Origin of the sequence: Aeromonas sp. sif0611 (assembly GCF_019218845.1) — a bacterium.
In the GTDB taxonomy this organism is placed as follows: Bacteria; Pseudomonadota; Gammaproteobacteria; order Enterobacterales; family Aeromonadaceae; genus Aeromonas; species Aeromonas media.
Genome location: NZ_JAHUWU010000013.1, coordinates 26256 through 43653, shown reverse-complemented (window position 1 = coordinate 43653; position 17398 = coordinate 26256). Strand labels below are relative to the sequence as shown.

At 63.1% G+C, this 17398-nt stretch carries 16 protein-coding genes; 9 read left to right on the top strand and 7 right to left on the bottom strand.

Going from position 1 to position 17398, the window contains the following annotated elements; genetic code table 11:
- Positions 1 to 47: 47 nt before the first annotated feature.
- On the top strand, positions 48 to 641 hold the full coding sequence (locus KW824_RS20035) for a LysE family translocator (protein ID WP_256351439.1): 594 nt from the start codon (positions 48 to 50) through the stop codon (positions 639 to 641).
- On the opposite strand, the gene KW824_RS20030 is transcribed toward KW824_RS20035, so the two are convergent.
- The 6 genes from KW824_RS20030 to KW824_RS20005 form a co-directional block, all read right to left on the bottom strand.
- Positions 620 to 1465 (bottom strand): AraC family transcriptional regulator, encoded by an 846-nt coding sequence (locus tag KW824_RS20030; protein WP_218410829.1) that lies wholly within the window; start codon positions 1463 to 1465, stop codon positions 620 to 622. The two genes, KW824_RS20035 and KW824_RS20030, sit on opposite strands and share 22 nt — an antisense overlap.
- A 2-nt stretch (positions 1466 to 1467) precedes the next feature.
- Positions 1468 to 2169, bottom strand: coding sequence for an ABC transporter ATP-binding protein (locus KW824_RS20025; RefSeq protein WP_005330014.1), 702 nt, complete (start codon positions 2167 to 2169; stop codon positions 1468 to 1470).
- A gap of 10 nt (positions 2170 to 2179) precedes the next feature.
- On the bottom strand, positions 2180 to 2965 hold the full coding sequence (livG, locus tag KW824_RS20020; RefSeq protein WP_043132444.1) for a high-affinity branched-chain amino acid ABC transporter ATP-binding protein LivG: 786 nt from the start codon (positions 2963 to 2965) through the stop codon (positions 2180 to 2182).
- Positions 2962 to 4230: a high-affinity branched-chain amino acid ABC transporter permease LivM gene (locus tag KW824_RS20015; protein WP_005330027.1), complete on the bottom strand. Its 1269-nt coding sequence runs from the start codon at positions 4228 to 4230 to the stop codon at positions 2962 to 2964. The genes livG and KW824_RS20015 overlap by 4 nt, the downstream gene beginning before the upstream one ends.
- Positions 4227 to 5153 carry a high-affinity branched-chain amino acid ABC transporter permease LivH gene (gene livH, locus KW824_RS20010; protein WP_005330030.1) on the bottom strand — a complete coding sequence of 309 codons (927 nt, stop codon included), beginning with the start codon at positions 5151 to 5153 and terminating at the stop codon, positions 4227 to 4229. The genes KW824_RS20015 and livH overlap by 4 nt, the downstream gene beginning before the upstream one ends.
- A gap of 64 nt (positions 5154 to 5217) precedes the next feature.
- Positions 5218 to 6339, bottom strand: a complete 1122-nt coding sequence (locus KW824_RS20005; protein ID WP_041206698.1) for a branched-chain amino acid ABC transporter substrate-binding protein — start codon at positions 6337 to 6339, stop codon at positions 5218 to 5220.
- A gap of 435 nt (positions 6340 to 6774) precedes the next feature.
- Here KW824_RS20005 and KW824_RS20000 point away from each other — a divergent pair, with 435 nt between their 5' ends.
- The gene (locus KW824_RS20000) at positions 6775 to 7779 is read left to right on the top strand and encodes a substrate-binding domain-containing protein (RefSeq protein WP_005330032.1); all 1005 of its coding nucleotides are present in this window, start codon (positions 6775 to 6777) and stop codon (positions 7777 to 7779) included.
- A 72-nt stretch (positions 7780 to 7851) separates the two neighbouring features.
- Here the strand turns inward: KW824_RS20000 and norR are convergent, their stop codons facing one another.
- A complete protein-coding gene (norR, locus tag KW824_RS19995) occupies positions 7852 to 9375 on the bottom strand; it encodes a nitric oxide reductase transcriptional regulator NorR (RefSeq protein WP_263685590.1) in 1524 nt (507 codons plus the stop codon).
- Positions 9376 to 9546: 171 nt separating this feature from the next.
- Between norR and norV the strand changes: the two genes are divergently transcribed.
- The 7 genes from norV (at position 9547) to KW824_RS19960 (ending at position 17120) form a co-directional block, all read left to right on the top strand.
- On the top strand, positions 9547 to 11028 hold the full coding sequence (gene norV, locus KW824_RS19990; protein WP_218410828.1) for an anaerobic nitric oxide reductase flavorubredoxin: 1482 nt from the start codon (positions 9547 to 9549) through the stop codon (positions 11026 to 11028).
- Complete coding sequence (gene norW / locus KW824_RS19985) at positions 11025 to 12191, top strand: NADH:flavorubredoxin reductase NorW (RefSeq protein WP_218410827.1); 1167 nt, start codon at positions 11025 to 11027, stop codon at positions 12189 to 12191. The genes norV and norW overlap by 4 nt, the downstream gene beginning before the upstream one ends.
- Positions 12192 to 12242: 51 nt before the next feature.
- Complete coding sequence (locus KW824_RS19980; protein ID WP_139750861.1) at positions 12243 to 12584, top strand: DUF1971 domain-containing protein; 342 nt, start codon at positions 12243 to 12245, stop codon at positions 12582 to 12584.
- A 117-nt stretch (positions 12585 to 12701) separates the two neighbouring features.
- Positions 12702 to 13919, top strand: coding sequence for a 4Fe-4S binding protein (locus tag KW824_RS19975; RefSeq protein ID WP_218410826.1), 1218 nt, complete (start codon positions 12702 to 12704; stop codon positions 13917 to 13919).
- A gap of 139 nt (positions 13920 to 14058) precedes the next feature.
- Entirely contained in the window at positions 14059 to 14166 is a 108-nt protein-coding gene (gene tnaC / locus KW824_RS19970; protein ID WP_081805816.1) for a tryptophanase leader peptide, read from the top strand.
- A gap of 203 nt (positions 14167 to 14369) precedes the next feature.
- The gene (gene tnaA, locus KW824_RS19965) at positions 14370 to 15836 is read left to right on the top strand and encodes a tryptophanase (RefSeq protein ID WP_139750935.1); all 1467 of its coding nucleotides are present in this window, start codon (positions 14370 to 14372) and stop codon (positions 15834 to 15836) included.
- Positions 15837 to 15905: 69 nt separating this feature from the next.
- Positions 15906 to 17120 carry an aromatic amino acid transporter gene (locus KW824_RS19960; protein WP_218410825.1) on the top strand — a complete coding sequence of 405 codons (1215 nt, stop codon included), beginning with the start codon at positions 15906 to 15908 and terminating at the stop codon, positions 17118 to 17120.
- The last annotated feature ends 278 nt before the right edge of the window (positions 17121 to 17398 follow it).

Sequence of the window (17398 nt, the reverse complement as noted above, 5' to 3'; positions counted from 1 at the left end):
GCGGGCCGGATAGGCTGGTGGCTCAATCCTTTGCGTGAGCATCATCCATGGAAATCAGTCTGTTGTTGTCCATGTCCGGGTTTGCCCTGGCCATGTCCATCTCCCCCGGTCCGGTCAACCTGGTCGCCCTCGGCACCGGCGCCCGTTACGGCTTCCCGGCCAGCCTGCGCCACGTGGTGGGGGCGACCCTCGGCTTCATTTTCCTGCTCTTGCTGATGGGGTTGGGCCTCGGCGGTGCCCTGTCCCGCTGGCCGGTAGCGGCGGACGCCATACACTGGGGCGGCGTGCTCTTTCTCTGTTACATGGCCTGGCAACTGCTGGTGGACAGGGGGCAACTGGAGCGGGTCGAGGGGGCGCCCCCCGCCTTCTGGTACGGGGCCCTGATGCAGTGGCTCAATCCCAAGGCCTGGCTGGCGGCCAGCATGGGCATGGGGGCCTATGGGGTCGCGGGCGGGGTGGAGCAGATCGCCCTGTTTACCGCTATTTATCTGGTGATCTGCCTCGGCTCCATCGCCTGCTGGGCCTATGCCGGCAGTTGCATGCAAGGGCTGCTGCTCGTGCCTCGCCGACTGCGCTGGTTCAACCGGGCCATGGCGCTCTTGTTGCTGCTCAGCGCCGCCTATCTGGTGCGTTCAGCCTGACGGGTGAGCTGGGTCCTGTACTGGCCCGGGGTGGCGGCGACCCGACGTTTGAACTGGCGCTGGAAGTGGGCCTGATCCGCGAAGCCGCTGGCCAGGGCGACCTCGACCAGGGGCTGCCCCTGCCTGAGCAGGGTGCGGGCGTGGCGGATGCGTCTATCCAGCAGATAGGCGTGGGGGGTCATGCCGTAATGCTGGCTGAAGGCGCGCACGAAGTGGGAGGGGGTGAGCCCGGCCACCGCGCTCAGCTGTGACAGGCTGAGGGGGCTGGCGCTGTCGTCCTGCATCAGCTCGGCAGCCCGTTGCAGGTGCTGGGGCGGGCGATCGTCCCAGCGTGCTGGGGTGAGCCTGGCCAGCAACTGGCGACTGAACAGGTGGCAGGCCACCTCGCGGGCCAGGGGATCCGGCCCTTGCACCAGCTGGTGATGGAGGTGCTGCAAACCCTGGTAGAGCAGGGGATCCCGGCTTGCCGTCATGTCGAAGGGCCTGAACTCGCTGCCAAGTCCCGCTTCCTCCTGCTGGCTGCGCAGCCAGTCGGTATCGAGGTAGAACATCAGATAGGACCAGGGCTGATCCGCGATGGGGTTGCAGGCGTGCACCTCTTCCGGGTTCATCAGCACCAGGGAGCCTGGGCCGACCTCCTGCCTGCTGCGCTGATTGAGGTAGTGGCTGTGGCCGCCGGTGATGGCACCGATGGAGAAGTGGGGGTGGCTGTGCTTGTCGTAGCAGACGTGGCGGCCATCCTGCACCGCCCGCGCCTCGATGAAGGGCAGGGCAGGGTCGTGCCAGAAACTGTGTCTGTCCGGCGCTTTCTCTGCCCTGCTCATGATCAGCCGCCGAGATAGGCCTGGCGCACTGCCGGGTTGGCGAGCAGGGCCGCCCCGGTGTCCTGCAGCACCACCCGGCCGTTTTCCAGCACATAGCCCCGATCCGCCAGCTTGAGCGCCTGGTTCGCGTTCTGCTCCACCAGGAAGATGGTCATCCCCTTCTGGCGCAGCTGCTCTATGGTGTCGAAGATCTGCTGGATGATGATGGGGGCCAGCCCCAGGGAGGGTTCGTCCAGCAGCAGCAGGCGCGGCTTGCTCATCAGGGCGCGGCCGATGGCCAGCATCTGCTGTTCGCCGCCGGACATGGTGCCAGCGCGTTGCTCCAGCCGCTCGTGCAGGCGCGGGAACAGGGTGAATACCTGATCCAGCAGGCCGTGTTGCTCGGCCTTGTCGACGAAGAAGGCACCCATCAGCAGGTTCTCCTGCACCGTCAGGCGGGCGAAGATGCGGCGCCCCTCCGGCACCACGGCGATGTCCTTGCGCATGATGCGGGCCGTGCTGAGGGTGTTGATCTGTTCCCCCTCGAACCAGATGCTGCCGCTGCTGGGCTTGGGTTCGCCGCACAGTGTCATCAGCAAGGTGGTCTTGCCGGCGCCGTTGGCGCCGATCAGGGTGACGATTTCCCCCTCTTTTACTTCGACGCTGACGTCGTGCAGCGCCTGGATCTTGCCGTAGTGGGTCGATACGTTGCGAAGTTCTAACATCTTTTTGTCCTTACGACTCGCCCAGATAGGCCTTGATCACGGCCGGATTGTTGCGGATTTCATCCGGCTTGCCGTGGGCCAGCGGGGTGCCCTGGTTCACCACGAAGATGCGGTTGGAGATCTCCATCACCAGCTTCATGTCGTGCTCGATGAGCAACACCGAGACGCCAAACTCGTCCCTCAGGTTGGAGATGAGTTCGTTGAGCTCGTCGGTCTCGTGCGGGTTGAGACCGGCGGCCGGCTCGTCCAGCATCAGCAGCTCGGGCCGGGTCGCCATGCAGCGGGCGATCTCGAGACGGCGCTGCTGGCCATAGGCCAGGTTGCCGGCGGCGCGGTTCGCGAGATCCTTGAGGCCCACCTTCTCCAACCAGAAGGCGGACTGCTCCAGCCCCTCCCGCTCGGCACGGCGGAAGGCCGGGGTCTTGAACAGGCCGGCGATGAAGCCGGTATTGAGATGCCTGTGCTGGGCCACCAGCAGGTTCTCCACCGCCGTCATCTCCTTGAACAGGCGTACATGCTGGAAGGTGCGCACTATGCCCTTGCGGGCGATGAGATGGCCGGGCAATCCCTGGATCTCCTCGCCACGGTAGCGGATGGTGCCGCCGGTCGGGCGATAGAAACCGGTCAGGCAGTTGAAGATGGTGGTCTTGCCCGCCCCGTTGGGGCCTATGATGGAGATCACCTCGCCCTTGTCCACATCCAGCTTGACGCCGTTGACCGCCAGCAAGCCGCCGAAGCGCATCGACAGATCGGAGACATCGAGCAATTTGTTGTTGGTATTGTTCAGCTTGCTCATTTGCGCAGCTCCATATGGGGTCGGCTCATGGGCAGCAGTCCCTGCGGCCGCCAAATCATCATGAACACCATCAAGAGGCCGAACATCAGCATGCGGTACTCGTTGAACTCACGGGCCAGCTCAGGCAGCACCGTCATGACGATGGCTGCCAGTACCACCCCGATCTGGGAGCCCATGCCGCCCAGCACCACAATCGCAAGGACGATGGCCGACTCGATGAAGACGAAGGACTCCGGACTGATGAAGCCCTGGCGCGAGGCGAAGAAGCTGCCGGCGAAGCCCGCGAAGCAGGCGCCTATGGTGAAGGCGGTCAGCTTGATGATGGTGGGGTTGAGCCCCAGTGACTTGCAGGCGATCTCGTCTTCCCGCAGCGCCTCCCAGGCACGGCCGAGCGGCATGCGCAGCAGGCGGTTGATGACGAACAGGGTCGCCACCACCAGCACCAGCGCCATCAGGTAGAGGAAGATCACCTTGTGGTTCGCGTTGTAGGCGATGCCGAAGAACTCGTGGAAGGTCTCGAAGCCCCCGTCCTTGACGGTACGGTTGAACTCCAGGCCGCCCAGGGTCGGCTTGGGAATGCCGGAGATCCCGTTCGGGCCGCCGGTCAGAGTGGTCATGTTGTTGAGCAGGATGCGGATGATCTCGCCAAAGCCCAGGGTGACTATGGCCAGATAGTCCCCCCGCAGCCGCAACACCGGGAAGCCGAGCAGGAAGCCGAAGGTGGCCGCCATCAGGCCGGCGATGGGCAGGCACTCCCAGAAGCTCAGGCCGAAGTAGGTATTGAGCAGGGCGTAGCTGTAGGCGCCGACCGCGTAGAAGCCGACGTAACCGAGATCCAGCAGGCCGGCGAGGCCCACCACCACGTTCAGGCCCAGGCCCAGCATGATATAGATGAGGGCCAGGGTGGCCAGATCGATGGCACCGCGCGAGGCCATGAAGGGCCAGCTGACCGCAAACAGCAGCACCAGGATGGCGGTGATGTTATAGAGCTTGGGCGCCTCCTCCGGGCTCGGCAGTACCAGCTTGGTGAAGCCGACGGAGAAGCCGCTGATGGAGGCCTGGAACAGGCGACTGATTTGGCCGCGCATCAGCTGGAACCAGAACACCAGGGCGGCGCCCCCCAGCAGCCAGGCCAGGGAGACATCGAGCCGGCTCACCACCAGCAGGCGGGAGCCATCGGTCTCCAGCTTGAAGCCAAGCAGCCAGAAGGAGAGCACCAGCAGCATCAGGCTGGCGATACAGGCATGGATAAATTGTTTTTTCATACCTTCTCGACCTCCGGACGACCCAGGATGCCGGTGGGCATAAAGAGGAGCACAAAGATGAGCAGGGCGAAGGCCATCACATCCTTGTATTCGGTGCTGAGGTAACCGGCGGTGAGCGCCTCGACCACACCGAGCAGCAGGCCGCCGATCACGGCGCCAGGAATGCTGCCGATGCCACCCAATACGGCCGCGGTAAAGGCCTTCAGGCCGGCCATGAAGCCGAGGTAGGGGTTGATGACACCGTAATACATGCCGAGCAGCACGCCCGCGACGGCGGCCAGGGCGGCCCCCAGCACGAAGGTGATGGAGATGACCACATGGGTATCTATGCCCAGCAGATTGGCCATCTTGATGTCTTCCGAACAGGCGCGGCAGGCGCGGCCCATGCGGGATCGGTTGATGAACTGGGTCAGCGCCAGCATGGTGATGAAGGTCACCACGAAGATGATGAGCTGCATGTAGGAGAGACTGGCCTGGAAGCCGTCCTCACCACCCAGGGTCCAGCCCCCGGAGATCAGGGTGGGCATGGCGATATCGCGCGAGCCCTGTGCCATCCGCATCATGTTCTGCAGGAAGATCGACATGCCGATGGCGGAGATGAGGGGGATGAGGCGGTTGCCGCCCCGCAGTGGACGATAGGCCACCCGCTCTATGGACCAGCCATAGCTGCCAGTGATGATGATGCTCACCAGGAAGGCGCCGCCCAGCAGCAGCACAGTGCTGTCGATGCCCATCATCGTGAGCCCCGCCATCACCATGAAGGCGACATAGGAACCGATCATGTAGACCTCGCCGTGGGCGAAGTTGATCATGCCGATGATGCCGTAGACCATGGTGTAGCCGATGGCGATCAACGCATAGGTGCTGCCTATGGTCAATCCGTTCAGCAACTGCTGAACCAGATAAAGAAGGTGTTCGGACATACCGCGTTCCCTGTACTTGCCCGCAAAGAAAGGAGGGGTGACTCATGTCACCCCGACCGGCAGATTATTTGACTTGAGTGGAGGTACCGTCGGCGTGCCACTGGAAGACACCGAATTCGAAGCCCTTGAGGTCACCGTTCGGTGCCCAGCTCAGGGGGCCCATGACGGTGTCGACCGGTGCGGCCTTGATGGCGGCAGCCACGGCAGCCGGATCATCCTCACCCGCCTTGGCGATGCCGGCCGCCAGGGTCTGTACCGCTGCATAGGTGGTCCAGACGAAGGGACCTGAAGAGTCCTGACCCTTGGCCTTGAACGCTTCTACGATGGAGGCGTTGGCAGGCAGCAGATCGTACTTGTTCGGCAGGGTGACCAGCAGGCCTTCGGACGCCGGGCCGCCGATGGCGGAGATGTCCTTGTTACCCACCCCTTCCGGACCCATGAACTTGGCCTTCAGACCCTTCTCGCCGGCCTGGCGCAGGATCAGCCCCAGTTCCGGGTGGTAGCCGCCGTAGTAGACGAAATCGACGTTCTCTTTCTGCAGCTTGGCGATCAGGGCGGAGAAGTCCTTGTCCCCGGCGGTGATGCCTTCAAAGGCCACTACCTTGACGCCCGCCTTGTCCAGCGCCGCCTTGACGCTGGAGGCGATGCCTTCACCGTACTGCTTCTTGTCGTGGATGACGGCCACGCGCTGGGGTTTGACCTGCTCGATGATGTACTTGGCGGCGGTCGGGCCCTGGTCGCTGTCCAGACCGATGGTGCGCATGGTCAGCTGGTAGCCACGCTCGGTGATCTTGGGGTTGGTGGACGCCGGGGTCACCATCAGCACGCCTTCATCTTCATAGATGTCGGAGGCGGGCAGGGTGTTGTCTGAGCAGAGGTGGCCGACCACGAACTTGACGCCGTCGTTGATCACCTTGTTGGCGATGGCCACGGCCTGCTTGGGATCGCAGGCGTCGTCATAGATGACGGCTTCGATCTGCTTGCCCTTGATGCCGCCCGCCTTGTTGATCTGCTCGACCGCCATCTTGCCACCGGTGAACTGCATGTCACCGTACTGGGCGACCGGGCCGGTCAGGGGGCCGGCGATGCCGATCTTGATGGTATCGGCCGCATTGGCCATGGAGACTGATCCAAACAGAGCCAAAGAAACCGCTGCCCTGACTGCCATTTTGCTCAAGTTATTCATTGATTCGTCCCTTAATCAGTGGATTGTTTCATTTTCCGTGTGTCATTCCGAGCCTGTGTCCCGCCAGCCCGGCAATAGATAAGGTTCTATCATTCCTCGCCGTGCAATAACAAGATGTTAAAGATACTAACCATGCGGGGGTGGTAAGCCATTTTATGAAACAAATGCCCTGCCGTTTCACTATTGATAGAGTTTAATTTTGTTTTTGTCGGTTAACATCTTCACAACAAGAGGTGTGTGCGGAAAAAATCAGAGTAAAAAACTGACGATATTTCATTCTGCGTCCGCTCTCATTTTGACCAAATTCCGTTTGCGCAAAAAGAAATGACCGCCTAGATTAGCCAAGATTGACAATTCACTGGCAGCTCTCGTTAAAACCAAGCCTTTATTCGGGAAATCTGCTACTGTTCCGCCTTTGTTATTCAGGAGACAGAGATGGCCACTATCAAGGATGTCGCCTCCCGGGCAGGCGTATCCATCTCCACCGTCTCACATGTACTCAATCACACCCGTCGGGTCAGCGAAGATGCAACCCAGAAAGTGCTTGAGGCGGTGGCAGAACTCAACTACGCGCCCAATTCGGTAGCGCGCAGCCTCAAGATCAATTCAACCAAGACCATCGGCATGCTGGTCACCACCAGTGCCAACCCCTTCTTCGCGGAAGTGGTGCAAGGGGTGGAAGCCTATTGCTTCGAGCAGGGTTATAGCCTGATCCTGTGCAACACCGAGAACCAGCCCCCCCGTCAGCAGCATTATCTGCGCATGTTGATGGAGAAGCGGGTCGACGGCTTGCTGGTGCTGGGGACCGACATCGACACCCCGCTGCGCGACATGCTGCGCATCCACAAGAACGTGCCTCAAGTGGTGCTGGACTGGGGAACCGAGTGTGATTTTGCCAACGTCATCAACGACAACGCCCGCATCGGTGCGCGCCTGGCCGTGCGCCATCTGCTGGAGCAAGGTCACACCAGCATCGTCTGCATCACGGGCCAGATCGACAAGCCGACCACCCAGCAACGGCTGGACGGGGTGCGTGACGCCCTGGGCGAGCAGGGGCTGACCCTGAAGGATGAGCAGATCTTCGAAGGGGATTACGAGAGCCAGAGCGGCTACGATGCCATGCAGCGGATCCTGGCCCTCACGCCTCGCCCGACGGCGGTGTTTGCCTTTGACGATCCCATGGCCATCGGTGCCATCTGCGCCGCCTGGGAAGCCGGAGTCAAGGTGCCTGACGACATCTCCATGATCGGCTACGACGACGTGGAGATGGCGCGCTTCTCCAGCCCGCCGCTCACCACCATTCGCCACCCCAAGGCCGAACTCGGCCTGCTGGCGGTGCAGCAACTGGTGAGCCGGATCCGCAACAAGGCGTTGGAAGTCGAGTCCATGACGGTCCAGCCCGAGCTGATCGTTCGCCGCTCGGTCAAGTCCCTGCGCTGATCGCCACTGCGGTTGCCTCCAAACCCCCTCCCTCGCGAGGGGGTTTTTGTTTATGGGGCTCGTCTCAGTGCCTCAGGGCTTGAGGCCGAGCCGTTTGGCGAGCCGGTGCAGGTTGCCGCCGTCCAGCTCCAGTGCCCGGGCGGTGGCGGCCCAGTTGCCCTGGTGAGCCGCCAGGGTCTGCTCGATCAGCGCGAGCTGGAAGGCGTCGGTGGCGGCCCGCAGGCCAGGGCCGCCGGGCAAGGGGGCAACTGGCGCGATGGTGGGGCTGGTGGAGGGGGGCAGAGGACCGGCCGCCAGGTTGAAGTGATGGCTGGCAAGGGTCGGGGCCTGGCTGCCCTGTTCGGCCCGCGCCAGCACGGCGGCGCGGTGGATGGCGTGCTCGAGTTCCCGCACGTTGCCGGGCCAGTCGTGGCGTTCGAGCAGTTGCAGTACACCGGGCAGGATGCGCAGCCGCTCCAGCCCCAGGCTGACCCGGCAGCGTTCGCAAAAATAGCCGGCCAGCAAGGGGATGTCGCCGGGGCGCTCCCGCAGCGCCGGGGCCTGGATCGGGAACACGCTCAGGCGGTGGTAGAGATCGGCCCTGAACTGCCCCTCCACCACCGCCTGCTTCAGATCCCGGTTGGTGGCGGCCAGGATGCGCACATTGACCTTGAGGGGGGTGTCGTCACCGATGCGTTGCAGATCGCCGTATTGCAGCACCCGCAGCAGCTTGGCCTGCAGCGGCAGAGAGAGCTCGCCGATCTCGTCGAGAAACAGGGTGCCCTTGTCCGCAAGCTCGAACTTGCCTGCCCTGTGGTGAATGGCGCCGGTGAAGGCCCCCTTCACATGGCCGAACAGCTCGCTCTCCGCCACCGATTCCGGCAGGGCGGCGCAGTTGAGATAGACAAGGGGCGCCTTGGCTCGGGGTGAACCCTGATGCACCGCCTTGGCGATCAGCTCCTTGCCGACCCCGGTCTCCCCCAAAATCAGCACGTTCAGCTCCGAGCTCGCCACCACGTCTATCTCGTGGCGCAGCCGTGCCATGGCGGGGGAGCGGCCTATCATTTCCGGCTGGCCCTCGGCATGGGGGGTCGAGGCGAGCGGCTCGCTGCTCTGGCGGGCGAGCCGCTCCAGCAGCAGGGCGTTGCTGAGGGCGGCGGCGGCCAGGGCGCCCACCAGCCGCAGCTCCTCGTCGCTGATGCCGTCGAACTGGGCCGGATTCATGCCGTCTATGGTCAGGGCGCCGATCAGCGTCTGATCCGAGAACAGCGGCAGGCCGACGCAGGCGTGCACCTTGAAGTCGTCGTGATCCGGCAGCAGGCCGTCATAAGGGTCTGGCAGGCTGCTGTCGGCGGGGAAGCGCACCACGTCGCCGGCGCGGGCGATGGCCTCCATGCGCGGGTGATCCCGCAAGGCGAAGCGGCGACCCAGCACGTCCTGCATCAGGCCGTCGATGGCCAGTGGAATGAACTGGCCCCCCTCGTAGCGCAGCAGGGCCGAGGCATCCGAGTGCAGCAGGCTGCGCACGCTCTGGATCAGGCGGTGGAATCTGTCCTGATGGGAGATGCCGAGTTGCAGGTCGAGGGCGATGCGCGCCAGGCGGTCGGTCGAGATCACGATGATTGTCCAAATGACAGTTTATTTGTGAATATGACTATATAGAGTGGCTGTCCAAATGACAATTTTGGTTTTTTGTTCTCATTAAAAACAATATGTTACGAGTTGGCACGTCCGCTGCAATAGGGAATTCAGTCACACATTCACTATTGCCTGCTGAGGAACTGCCTGATGAGCATTCACGTCAAAAACAACATCCACTGGGTCGGCCAACGGGACTGGGAGGTACGCGACTTCCACGGCACCGAGTACAAGACCCACAAGGGCACCAGCTACAACAGCTACCTCATCCGCGAAGGGAAGAACGTGCTGATCGACACCGTCGATCACAAGTTCAGCCGCGAGTTCGTGCAGAACCTGGCGGCAGAGATCGATCTCGCCTCCATCGACTTTGTGGTGATCAACCACGCCGAGGAGGATCACGCCGGCGCCCTGACCGAGCTGATGGCCCGCATCCCCGGCACCCCTATCTACTGCACCCACAACGCCATCGACTCCATCACCGGCCACCACCACCACCCTGAGTGGAACTTCCAGCCGGTCAAGACCGGCGACAGCCTGGACATCGGCAACGGCAAGCAGCTGGTATTCATCGAAACTCCCATGCTGCACTGGCCCGACAGCATGATGACCTACATGACCGAGGATGCGGTGCTGTTTTCCAACGACGCCTTCGGCCAGCACTATTGCGACGAACACCTGTTCAACGACGAGGTGGATCAGACCGAGTTGATGGAGCAGTGCCAGCGTTACTACGCCAACATCCTCACCCCCTTCAGCCCGCTGGTGACCGCCAAGATCAAGGAAGTGCTCGGCTTCAACCTGCCGGTGAGCATGGTGGCCACCTCCCACGGCATCGTCTGGCGCGAGGATCCCACCCAGATCATCCTCAAATACCTGGAGTGGGCCGATCACTATCAGGAGGATCGCATCACATTGTTCTACGACTCCATGTCCAACAACACCCGCATGATGGCCGACGCCATCGCCCAGGGCATCCACGAGGTGGATCCGGGCGTGGCGGTGAAGATCTTCAACGTGGCACGCCACGACAAGAACGAGATCCTGACCCAGGTGTTCCGCTCCAAGGGGATACTGGTGGGCTCCTCCACCATGAACAACGTCATGATGCCCAAGGTGGCGGGCATGCTCGAAGAGATCACCGGCCTGCGTTTTCGCAACAAGCGCGCCGCCGCTTTCGGCAGCTACGGCTGGACCGGCGGCGCGGTGGATCGCATCCAGACCCGGCTGATGGACGCGGGCTTTGACATCAGCCTCTCCCTCAAGGCCAAGTGGCGCCCGGATGGTTCGGCCCTGGCCGAGTGCCGCGAGCACGGTCGCCAGCTCGCCCGTCAGTGGGCGCTGCATCCGCTTGAGGCATCCCGCCCGATCACCACAACCCAGACGGCGGTGACGCCTGCCCCGGTGATCGCCAAGGCGCCGCAAGCCGCACCGGCCGCCGGTGAATGGGACGATGACCAGCCCATGCTCTGCACCGTCTGCCAGTGGGTCTATGACCCGGCTCTCGGCGAGCCGGATCAGTTGGTGGCACCTGGCACCCCCTGGGCCCAGGTACCTGACAGCTTCCTCTGCCCGGGCTGCGGCATCGGCAAGGAGGTATTTGAACCCTGTGGGGCGGAGGCCTGTGTATGAATGCAGCAACCCTGAGTGACGCCGGTGCCAGCCGGGAGATCGTGGTGATCGGCAGCGGCTTTGCCGCCCAGCAGCTGGTCAAGAGTTTGCGCAAGCTGGATGGGGAGCAGCCCATCCGTCTCATCACCGCCGACAGCGGTGACGAGTACAACAAGCCGGATCTCAGCCACGTGGTGAGCCGGGGCTGCGCCGCCGCCGCCATGACCCGCCAGAGCGGCAGCGACTTTGCCGAGCAGCAGCGCGTCACGCTGCTGCCCCACTGTCCGGTACTGAGCATAGATCCCGCCCGGCGGGTGGTGCTGACCGGACAGGGAGAGTTCCCTTACGGCCAGCTGGTGCTGGCCACCGGTGCCAGCGCGGCGCGACCCGACCTGCCGGGCAGCGAGCATCTGGTCACCCTCAACAGCCAGCAGGAGTACGCCGCCGCCGAGGGAGCAATCCAGCATGCCCGCCGCATCCTGGTGCTGGGGGCCGGTCTCATTGGCTGCGAGCTGGCGATGGACATGGCGAGCGATGGCCGCGAGGTCACCCTGCTGGATCTGGCCGACAGCCCGCTCAGTGCCCTGCTGCCCGCCACCCTGACCCAGCCGCTGCAACAGGCGCTGCGCTGCCAGGGCGTCACTCTGCAGTTCGGGCTGGGCATCGCCAGGATAGACGCCCAGCCCGGCGATGGCTGGCGCGTCACCCTGACCGATGGCCGCGTCAGCGAACAGGATCTGGTGATCGCCGCGATCGGCCTTAGGCCGAACCTGACCCTGGCCCGGCAGGCCGGGCTGGAGGTGGAGCGCGGCATCCTGGTCGACGATCGGCTGCAGACCAGCGATCCCCATATCTTCGCGCTGGGGGATTGTGTGCAGTGGCAGGGTCAGCTGCTCCCCTTCCTGCAACCAATCGTGCTGGGAGCCAATGCGCTGGCGCGCACCCTGCTCGGCACGCCGACCCCCCTGACCCTGCCGCCCATGCTGGTGAAGGTGAAGACCCCGCGCTACCCGCTGCAACTGGCGGGCCGCACCCGGGGTGAGGATCTCGCCTGGCAGTGCCGCTGGAACAGCCACGGCATGGTGGCCGAGGCGCACGATGAAGCCGGCGAGCTGTGCGGCTTCGTGGTGGGGGGCGATCAGATGAGCGCCGCCTTCCCGCTGCTGCGTCAGCTGCCCCGTTAATCCTTTTCATTGCACCGGCCGGGTCGACCCGGCCACTCGAGGAGAACTGATATGTCCATGCAACTGATCCCGTCTCACTGGGTGGTGCGTCGTTCCACCCCCTTCTTCACCCGCGAGAATGTGCCCCAGGCCCTGCTCACCCACCACAACACCGCGGCTGGCGTGTTCGGCCAGCTCTGCGTGATGGAGGGGTCCGTGACCTACCACGGTTTTGCCGACGAACAGGCCGAGGAGCCGGAACTGAGCCTGGTGATCCGGGCCGGGGAGTTTGCCACCAGCCCGCCCCGGTACTGGCACAGGGTCGAGCTGTCGGAGGATGCCCGCTTCAACATCCACTTCTGGGCCGAGCAGGCCGAGTCCGATCAACCCCTGTTCAACAGCCGCAAAGGATGAGCGTCGGCGGGGGACAATCCTGTGGAATGCCCCCTCTGCCCATGCAGATCAAAACAATCAACTCAGATGTTCGTTATCCTGCCACCCTTATCCGAATGAGTCCCATGAGGGAGAGGCATGAGCCTGATTGAAGCCATGACCATGGCCGCCGGCCTGGTCTATCTGGTGCTGCTGGCGTGGCAGGCGCGATCCGGTTGGCCGTGGCGCCTCGCCCTCGGCCTGTTGTTCCTGCTCTGGCTGGTGGCGACGGACAGCCTGCTCTGGCTCGCGTTGGGGCTGGTGGCCGCCGCGCTTGCCCTGTGGCACAGATACAGACCGCAGCCGGCACTCGGCGAGCTCGGCAGCCAGCCGCTGCGGGCCTGGGCCCGCCATCTGCTGCTGCTCTGCTGGGGGCTGGTGGCGGTGCAATATGGTCTGCATGTCTGGCAGCTGGGTCAGGGGACGAGTCCCTGGTTGGTTCGCCCGGACGTGGTGGACGGCTTCCTGCCCATCGCCGGCGGGCTCGGGCTGCGGGCCTGGCTTGGGCAGGGGCTGGTGGATCCGCACCATCCGGCGGCCACCATTACGGTGCTGGTGCTCAGTCTGTCGGCCCTGCTGCTGGGGCGGGCGTTCTGCGCCTGGTTCTGCCCCCTGGGGGTGGTGGGGGAGTGGCTACACGGCCTGCGCAACCGCCTGCTGCCGGGGGAGTGGACGCCGCCGCGCTGGCTGGATTGGCTGCTGCGGGCCCAGAAATTCCTGGTGCTCGGCTTTTTGCTCTTCATCATATTGCTGGCGGTGCCCGCCGCAGCCCTGCCCGGCTATCTCGCCAGCCCTTACCATCAGGCCGCAGACATGAAGATGGGGGCCTTCTTCTTCAACCTGTCCCTGGTCTCCGGCCTCTGCCTTGGCTGGGTGCTGCTGCTCACCGCTACCTTCCGCCAGGGCTTCTGCCGTTATCTCTGTCCCTATGGCGCCTGGCTCGCTCTGCTCGGTCTGCTGACGCCCCTGCGCATTCGCCGTGACCCGGTCCGCTGCCTGCGAAGTTCCGGTCACGACTGCGACAAGTGCAGCCGGGCCTGCCCGTCACGCATTCAGGTGCACCAGCTCATCGCGGTGCGAAGCCTGGAGTGCACCAGTTGTCTGAGCTGCGTCGCCGCCTGCCCCAGGCGGGCCGATGCGCTGCACCTTGGCACACCACACCGCCGGCTCAGCCCCCGGCGGTTGCTGGGGCTGCTCTGCCTGTTGCTGCTGGTGTTGCCGCTGCTCTCCTACGGCCTGCTGGATATCTGGGTCGGCCAGACACCGCTTGCCGACCGTCATGACTTGCTGCAGCGGTTGCCCTGGCTGAATCATTGAGCCATCGGCCAGGGAGAGTGCGCGTCAGGGGGCGCGAGCCGGGGTGTATAAAAATCCCCCGTCAAACTGTTAGCGCCATCCCAAATTGCTCATGTTGCAATTGATCATATGCAAGGGCTCACCATAATGGACCCTGTTAATGGGCGTTGTTAATTCCAACCAGATGAGCAACAACATGCATATCAAGGTCAGCTATCCCAAGTGGTTTACCCTGGACCATAAAATCGCGTTCTTCTTCCCGCTGTAATATCCCCCGCGGTGCTTGTGCATTTATCTGGATGCAACGAGTCCGTCTGAATACCTAATCTGAAATAATCTGCACCTTCATTCACCTTGTTTATTGGCGAGGCGATGTCGTGCACCCGATCTCATTATTTGCTACCTGCCAACTGCTTATTGATGGCGGGTGATGAGATTCATCCTGAATATTTAAAGCAAGGGTGTCTATCCATGGAAAACTTCAAGCATCTTCCCGAACCGTTCCGCATTCGTGTCATCGAGCCGGTCAAGCGTACCACCCGTGCCTACCGGGAAGAGGCCATCGTCCGGGCGGGCATGAACCCCTTCCTGCTGGACAGTGAAGACGTCTTCATCGACCTGCTGACCGACAGTGGCACCGGCGCCATCACCCAGGACATGCAGGCTGCCATGCTGCGCGGCGACGAGGCCTACAGCGGCAGCCGCAGCTACTACGCCCTGCAGCGGGCGGTGCAGGAGATCTTCGGTTATTCCCTTACCATCCCTACCCACCAGGGGCGCGGCGCCGAGCAGATCTACATCCCGGTGCTGATCAAGAAGCGGGAGCAGGAGAAGGGGCTGGATCGCAAGAAGATGGTGGCGCTCTCCAACTACTTCTTTGACACCACCCAGGGTCACACCCAGATCAACTGCTGCGTGGCGAAGAACGTCTACACCAAGGAAGCGTTCGACACCTCGGTCACCGCCGACTTCAAGGGCAACTTCGATCTGGTCAAGCTGGAGGAGGCCATCCTGGAGGCGGGTCCCGCCAACGTGCCCTACATCGTCAGCACCATCACCTGCAACTCCGCCGGTGGCCAGCCGGTCTCCATCGCCAACCTGAAGGCGGTGTACGCCATCGCCCGCAAGTACGACATTCCGGTCATCATGGACTCGGCCCGCTTCGCCGAGAACGCCTACTTCATCCAGCAGCGCGAGCCCGGCTACGCCGACTGGAGCATAGAGGCGATCACCCTGGAGTCCTACAAGTACGCCGACGGCCTCGCCATGTCGGCGAAGAAGGATGCCATGGTGCAGATGGGGGGGCTGCTCTGCTTCAAGGACGACAGCATGCTGGACGTCTACACCGAGTGCCGCACCCTGTGCGTGGTGCAGGAGGGCTTCCCGACCTACGGCGGTCTGGAGGGCGGCGCCATGGAACGGCTCGCGGTGGGCTTGCGGGACGGCATGCGCCAGGACTGGCTGGCCTATCGCATCGGTCAGGTGCAGTACCTGGTGGATGGTCTCGAGGCCATCGGCGTGGTGTGCCAGCAGGCGGGGGGCCACGCGGCCTTCGTGGATGCGGGCAAGCTGCTGCCCCATATCCCGGCGGATCAGTTCCCGGCCCACGCCCTGGCGTGCGAGCTATACAAGGTCGCGGGCATCCGTGCGGTGGAGATCGGCTCCCTGTTGCTGGGACGGGATCCCGCTACCGGCAAGCAGCACCCCTGTCCGGCGGAGCTGCTGCGTCTCACCATACCGCGTGCCACCTATACCCAGACCCACATGGACTTCGTCATCGAGGCATTTGGCGAGGTGAAGAAGAACGCCCATCGGGTGAAGGGTCTGGACTTTATCTATGAGCCGGCGGTACTGCGCCATTTCACCGCCAGACTGAAAGAGGTCGACAATAACAAGCAAGCGACCAGCAACAAGAATGAAAAATTAATAGAAGCATAACGAGTCAGGGGCACTTTATCGGGTGCCCCTTTTTTTCGCAGCTCTGTGAAATTTCGGGAGTGACAACACATGACATCGAAACCATCCGTGACGGGAGGGGCCTGCATTATTGCCAGCGTCTGTGTCGGCGCCGGCATGCTGGGATTGCCGAGTGCGGGGGCGGGCGCCTGGACCAGCTGGTCATCGCTGGCCATTATTCTCACCATGATCATCATGACGGTCTCCGGCTGGATGTTGCTGGAAGCCTTCAAGCCCTATGAATTGACCGCCTCTTTTAATTCGGTGACCAAGGATCTGCTCGGTCACAAAATAAATGTCTTCAACAATCTGACTGTCTATTTCGTCGGCGGCATTCTGCTGTACGCCTATATCACCTCCTCGGGTCTGATCCTGAGCGGCCTGCTCGGCATCAATAGCCAGTTCGCCTCCGTGCTGTTCGTGCTGGTGTTCTCCTGCTTCGTCTGGCATTCGACCCGGGCGGTGGATCGGATTTCGGTCGTCTTGATCGCCTTTATGGTGCTGAGCTTCGTGTTCGGGGTATCGGGCCTTGCCGCCAACATAGACGCGACCAGGCTGTTCCACTCCCTCACCGAGGAGCTGGGTCAGGCGCCCTATGCCCTGGCCATGTTGCCGGTGGCGCTGACGTCCTTCGGCTACCACCACTCGGTGGCGTCGATGCGGGCCTATTACGGCGAGGAGCAGAAGGCCAAACAGGCGATCCTGGGGGGCACCCTGATAGCCCTGGCGCTCTACCTGCTGTGGCTGCTGAGCATCTTCGGCAACCTGCCCCGCAGTGCCTTCGGCCCCGTTATCGCCAAGGGGGGCGACGTCGATGTGCTGCTCGGGGCGCTGGCCTCGGTGATCGAATCCAAGCGGGTATCCAACGCCATCAACCTCTTCTCCATGGCGGCCATCCTCTCCTCCTTCATCGGGGTCGGGCTCGGGGTATTCGACTATCTGGCGGATCTGTTCAAGTTCGACAACAGCCGCGCCGGCCGTGCCAAGTCCTGGGGTGTGACCTTCCTTCCACCGCTGCTGCTCTCCTTGCTGTTCCCCTTCGGTTTCGTGGTGGCCATCGGTTATGCCGGGGCCGCGGCGACCGTCTGGGCCTGCATCATTCCAGCCCTGCTGGCGAAAAAGTCCCGGGAGCTGACGCCACAAGGGGGCGGTTTCAAGGCGCCCGGCGGCCAGCCCATGGTGGTGGCCGTCATCGTCTTCGGGGTGCTGACGGCGGCCTTTCACCTGATGGCGATGGCGGGCATGTTGCCCATCTATACGGGATAACCTGGATCCTCCGGGAAACCGACACGGGGCGCCTGCGGGCGCCCTTGTCGTGTCCGGGGCCTGAGACGCCCCAAACTTGGGGTTAACGGCCGGACATCGCCCCCATTTCCCGTCAATTCGCCCCCGGATTTGATACCTGAGGGGGAGCAGGGTAAAGTCACACCCCCAACATGGCCGCCTTGCTGCCATGTTGGGATCGGTAGCTAGCCTCAGCCACGTCTTGCCTCGCTGACGCAGAAGCAAGTGGCCAGGGCGTCGATAGCACAGCTTCTGCCGCC

Excerpts from the sequence above, each read along its gene's own strand:
- KW824_RS19960 (WP_218410825.1), top strand. The coding sequence starts at position 15,906 with ATGACATCGAAACCATCCGTGACGGGAGGGGCCTGCATTATTGCCAGC.
- tnaC (WP_081805816.1), top strand. The coding sequence starts at position 14,059 with ATGGGCGTTGTTAATTCCAACCAGATGAGCAACAACATGCATATCAAG.
- norW (WP_218410827.1), top strand. The coding sequence starts at position 11,025 with ATGAATGCAGCAACCCTGAGTGACGCCGGTGCCAGCCGGGAGATCGTG.
- livH (WP_005330030.1), bottom strand. The coding sequence starts at position 5,153 with ATGTCCGAACACCTTCTTTATCTGGTTCAGCAGTTGCTGAACGGATTG.
- KW824_RS19980 (WP_139750861.1), top strand. The coding sequence starts at position 12,243 with ATGTCCATGCAACTGATCCCGTCTCACTGGGTGGTGCGTCGTTCCACC.
- KW824_RS19975 (WP_218410826.1), top strand. The coding sequence starts at position 12,702 with ATGAGCCTGATTGAAGCCATGACCATGGCCGCCGGCCTGGTCTATCTG.
- norV (WP_218410828.1), top strand. The coding sequence starts at position 9,547 with ATGAGCATTCACGTCAAAAACAACATCCACTGGGTCGGCCAACGGGAC.
- KW824_RS20035 (WP_256351439.1), top strand. The coding sequence starts at position 48 with ATGGAAATCAGTCTGTTGTTGTCCATGTCCGGGTTTGCCCTGGCCATG.
- tnaA (WP_139750935.1), top strand. The coding sequence starts at position 14,370 with ATGGAAAACTTCAAGCATCTTCCCGAACCGTTCCGCATTCGTGTCATC.
- KW824_RS20015 (WP_005330027.1), bottom strand. The coding sequence starts at position 4,230 with ATGAAAAAACAATTTATCCATGCCTGTATCGCCAGCCTGATGCTGCTG.
- KW824_RS20000 (WP_005330032.1), top strand. The coding sequence starts at position 6,775 with ATGGCCACTATCAAGGATGTCGCCTCCCGGGCAGGCGTATCCATCTCC.
- livG (WP_043132444.1), bottom strand. The coding sequence starts at position 2,965 with ATGAGCAAGCTGAACAATACCAACAACAAATTGCTCGATGTCTCCGAT.
- KW824_RS20030 (WP_218410829.1), bottom strand. The coding sequence starts at position 1,465 with ATGAGCAGGGCAGAGAAAGCGCCGGACAGACACAGTTTCTGGCACGAC.
- KW824_RS20005 (WP_041206698.1), bottom strand. The coding sequence starts at position 6,339 with ATGAATAACTTGAGCAAAATGGCAGTCAGGGCAGCGGTTTCTTTGGCT.
- KW824_RS20025 (WP_005330014.1), bottom strand. The coding sequence starts at position 2,169 with ATGTTAGAACTTCGCAACGTATCGACCCACTACGGCAAGATCCAGGCG.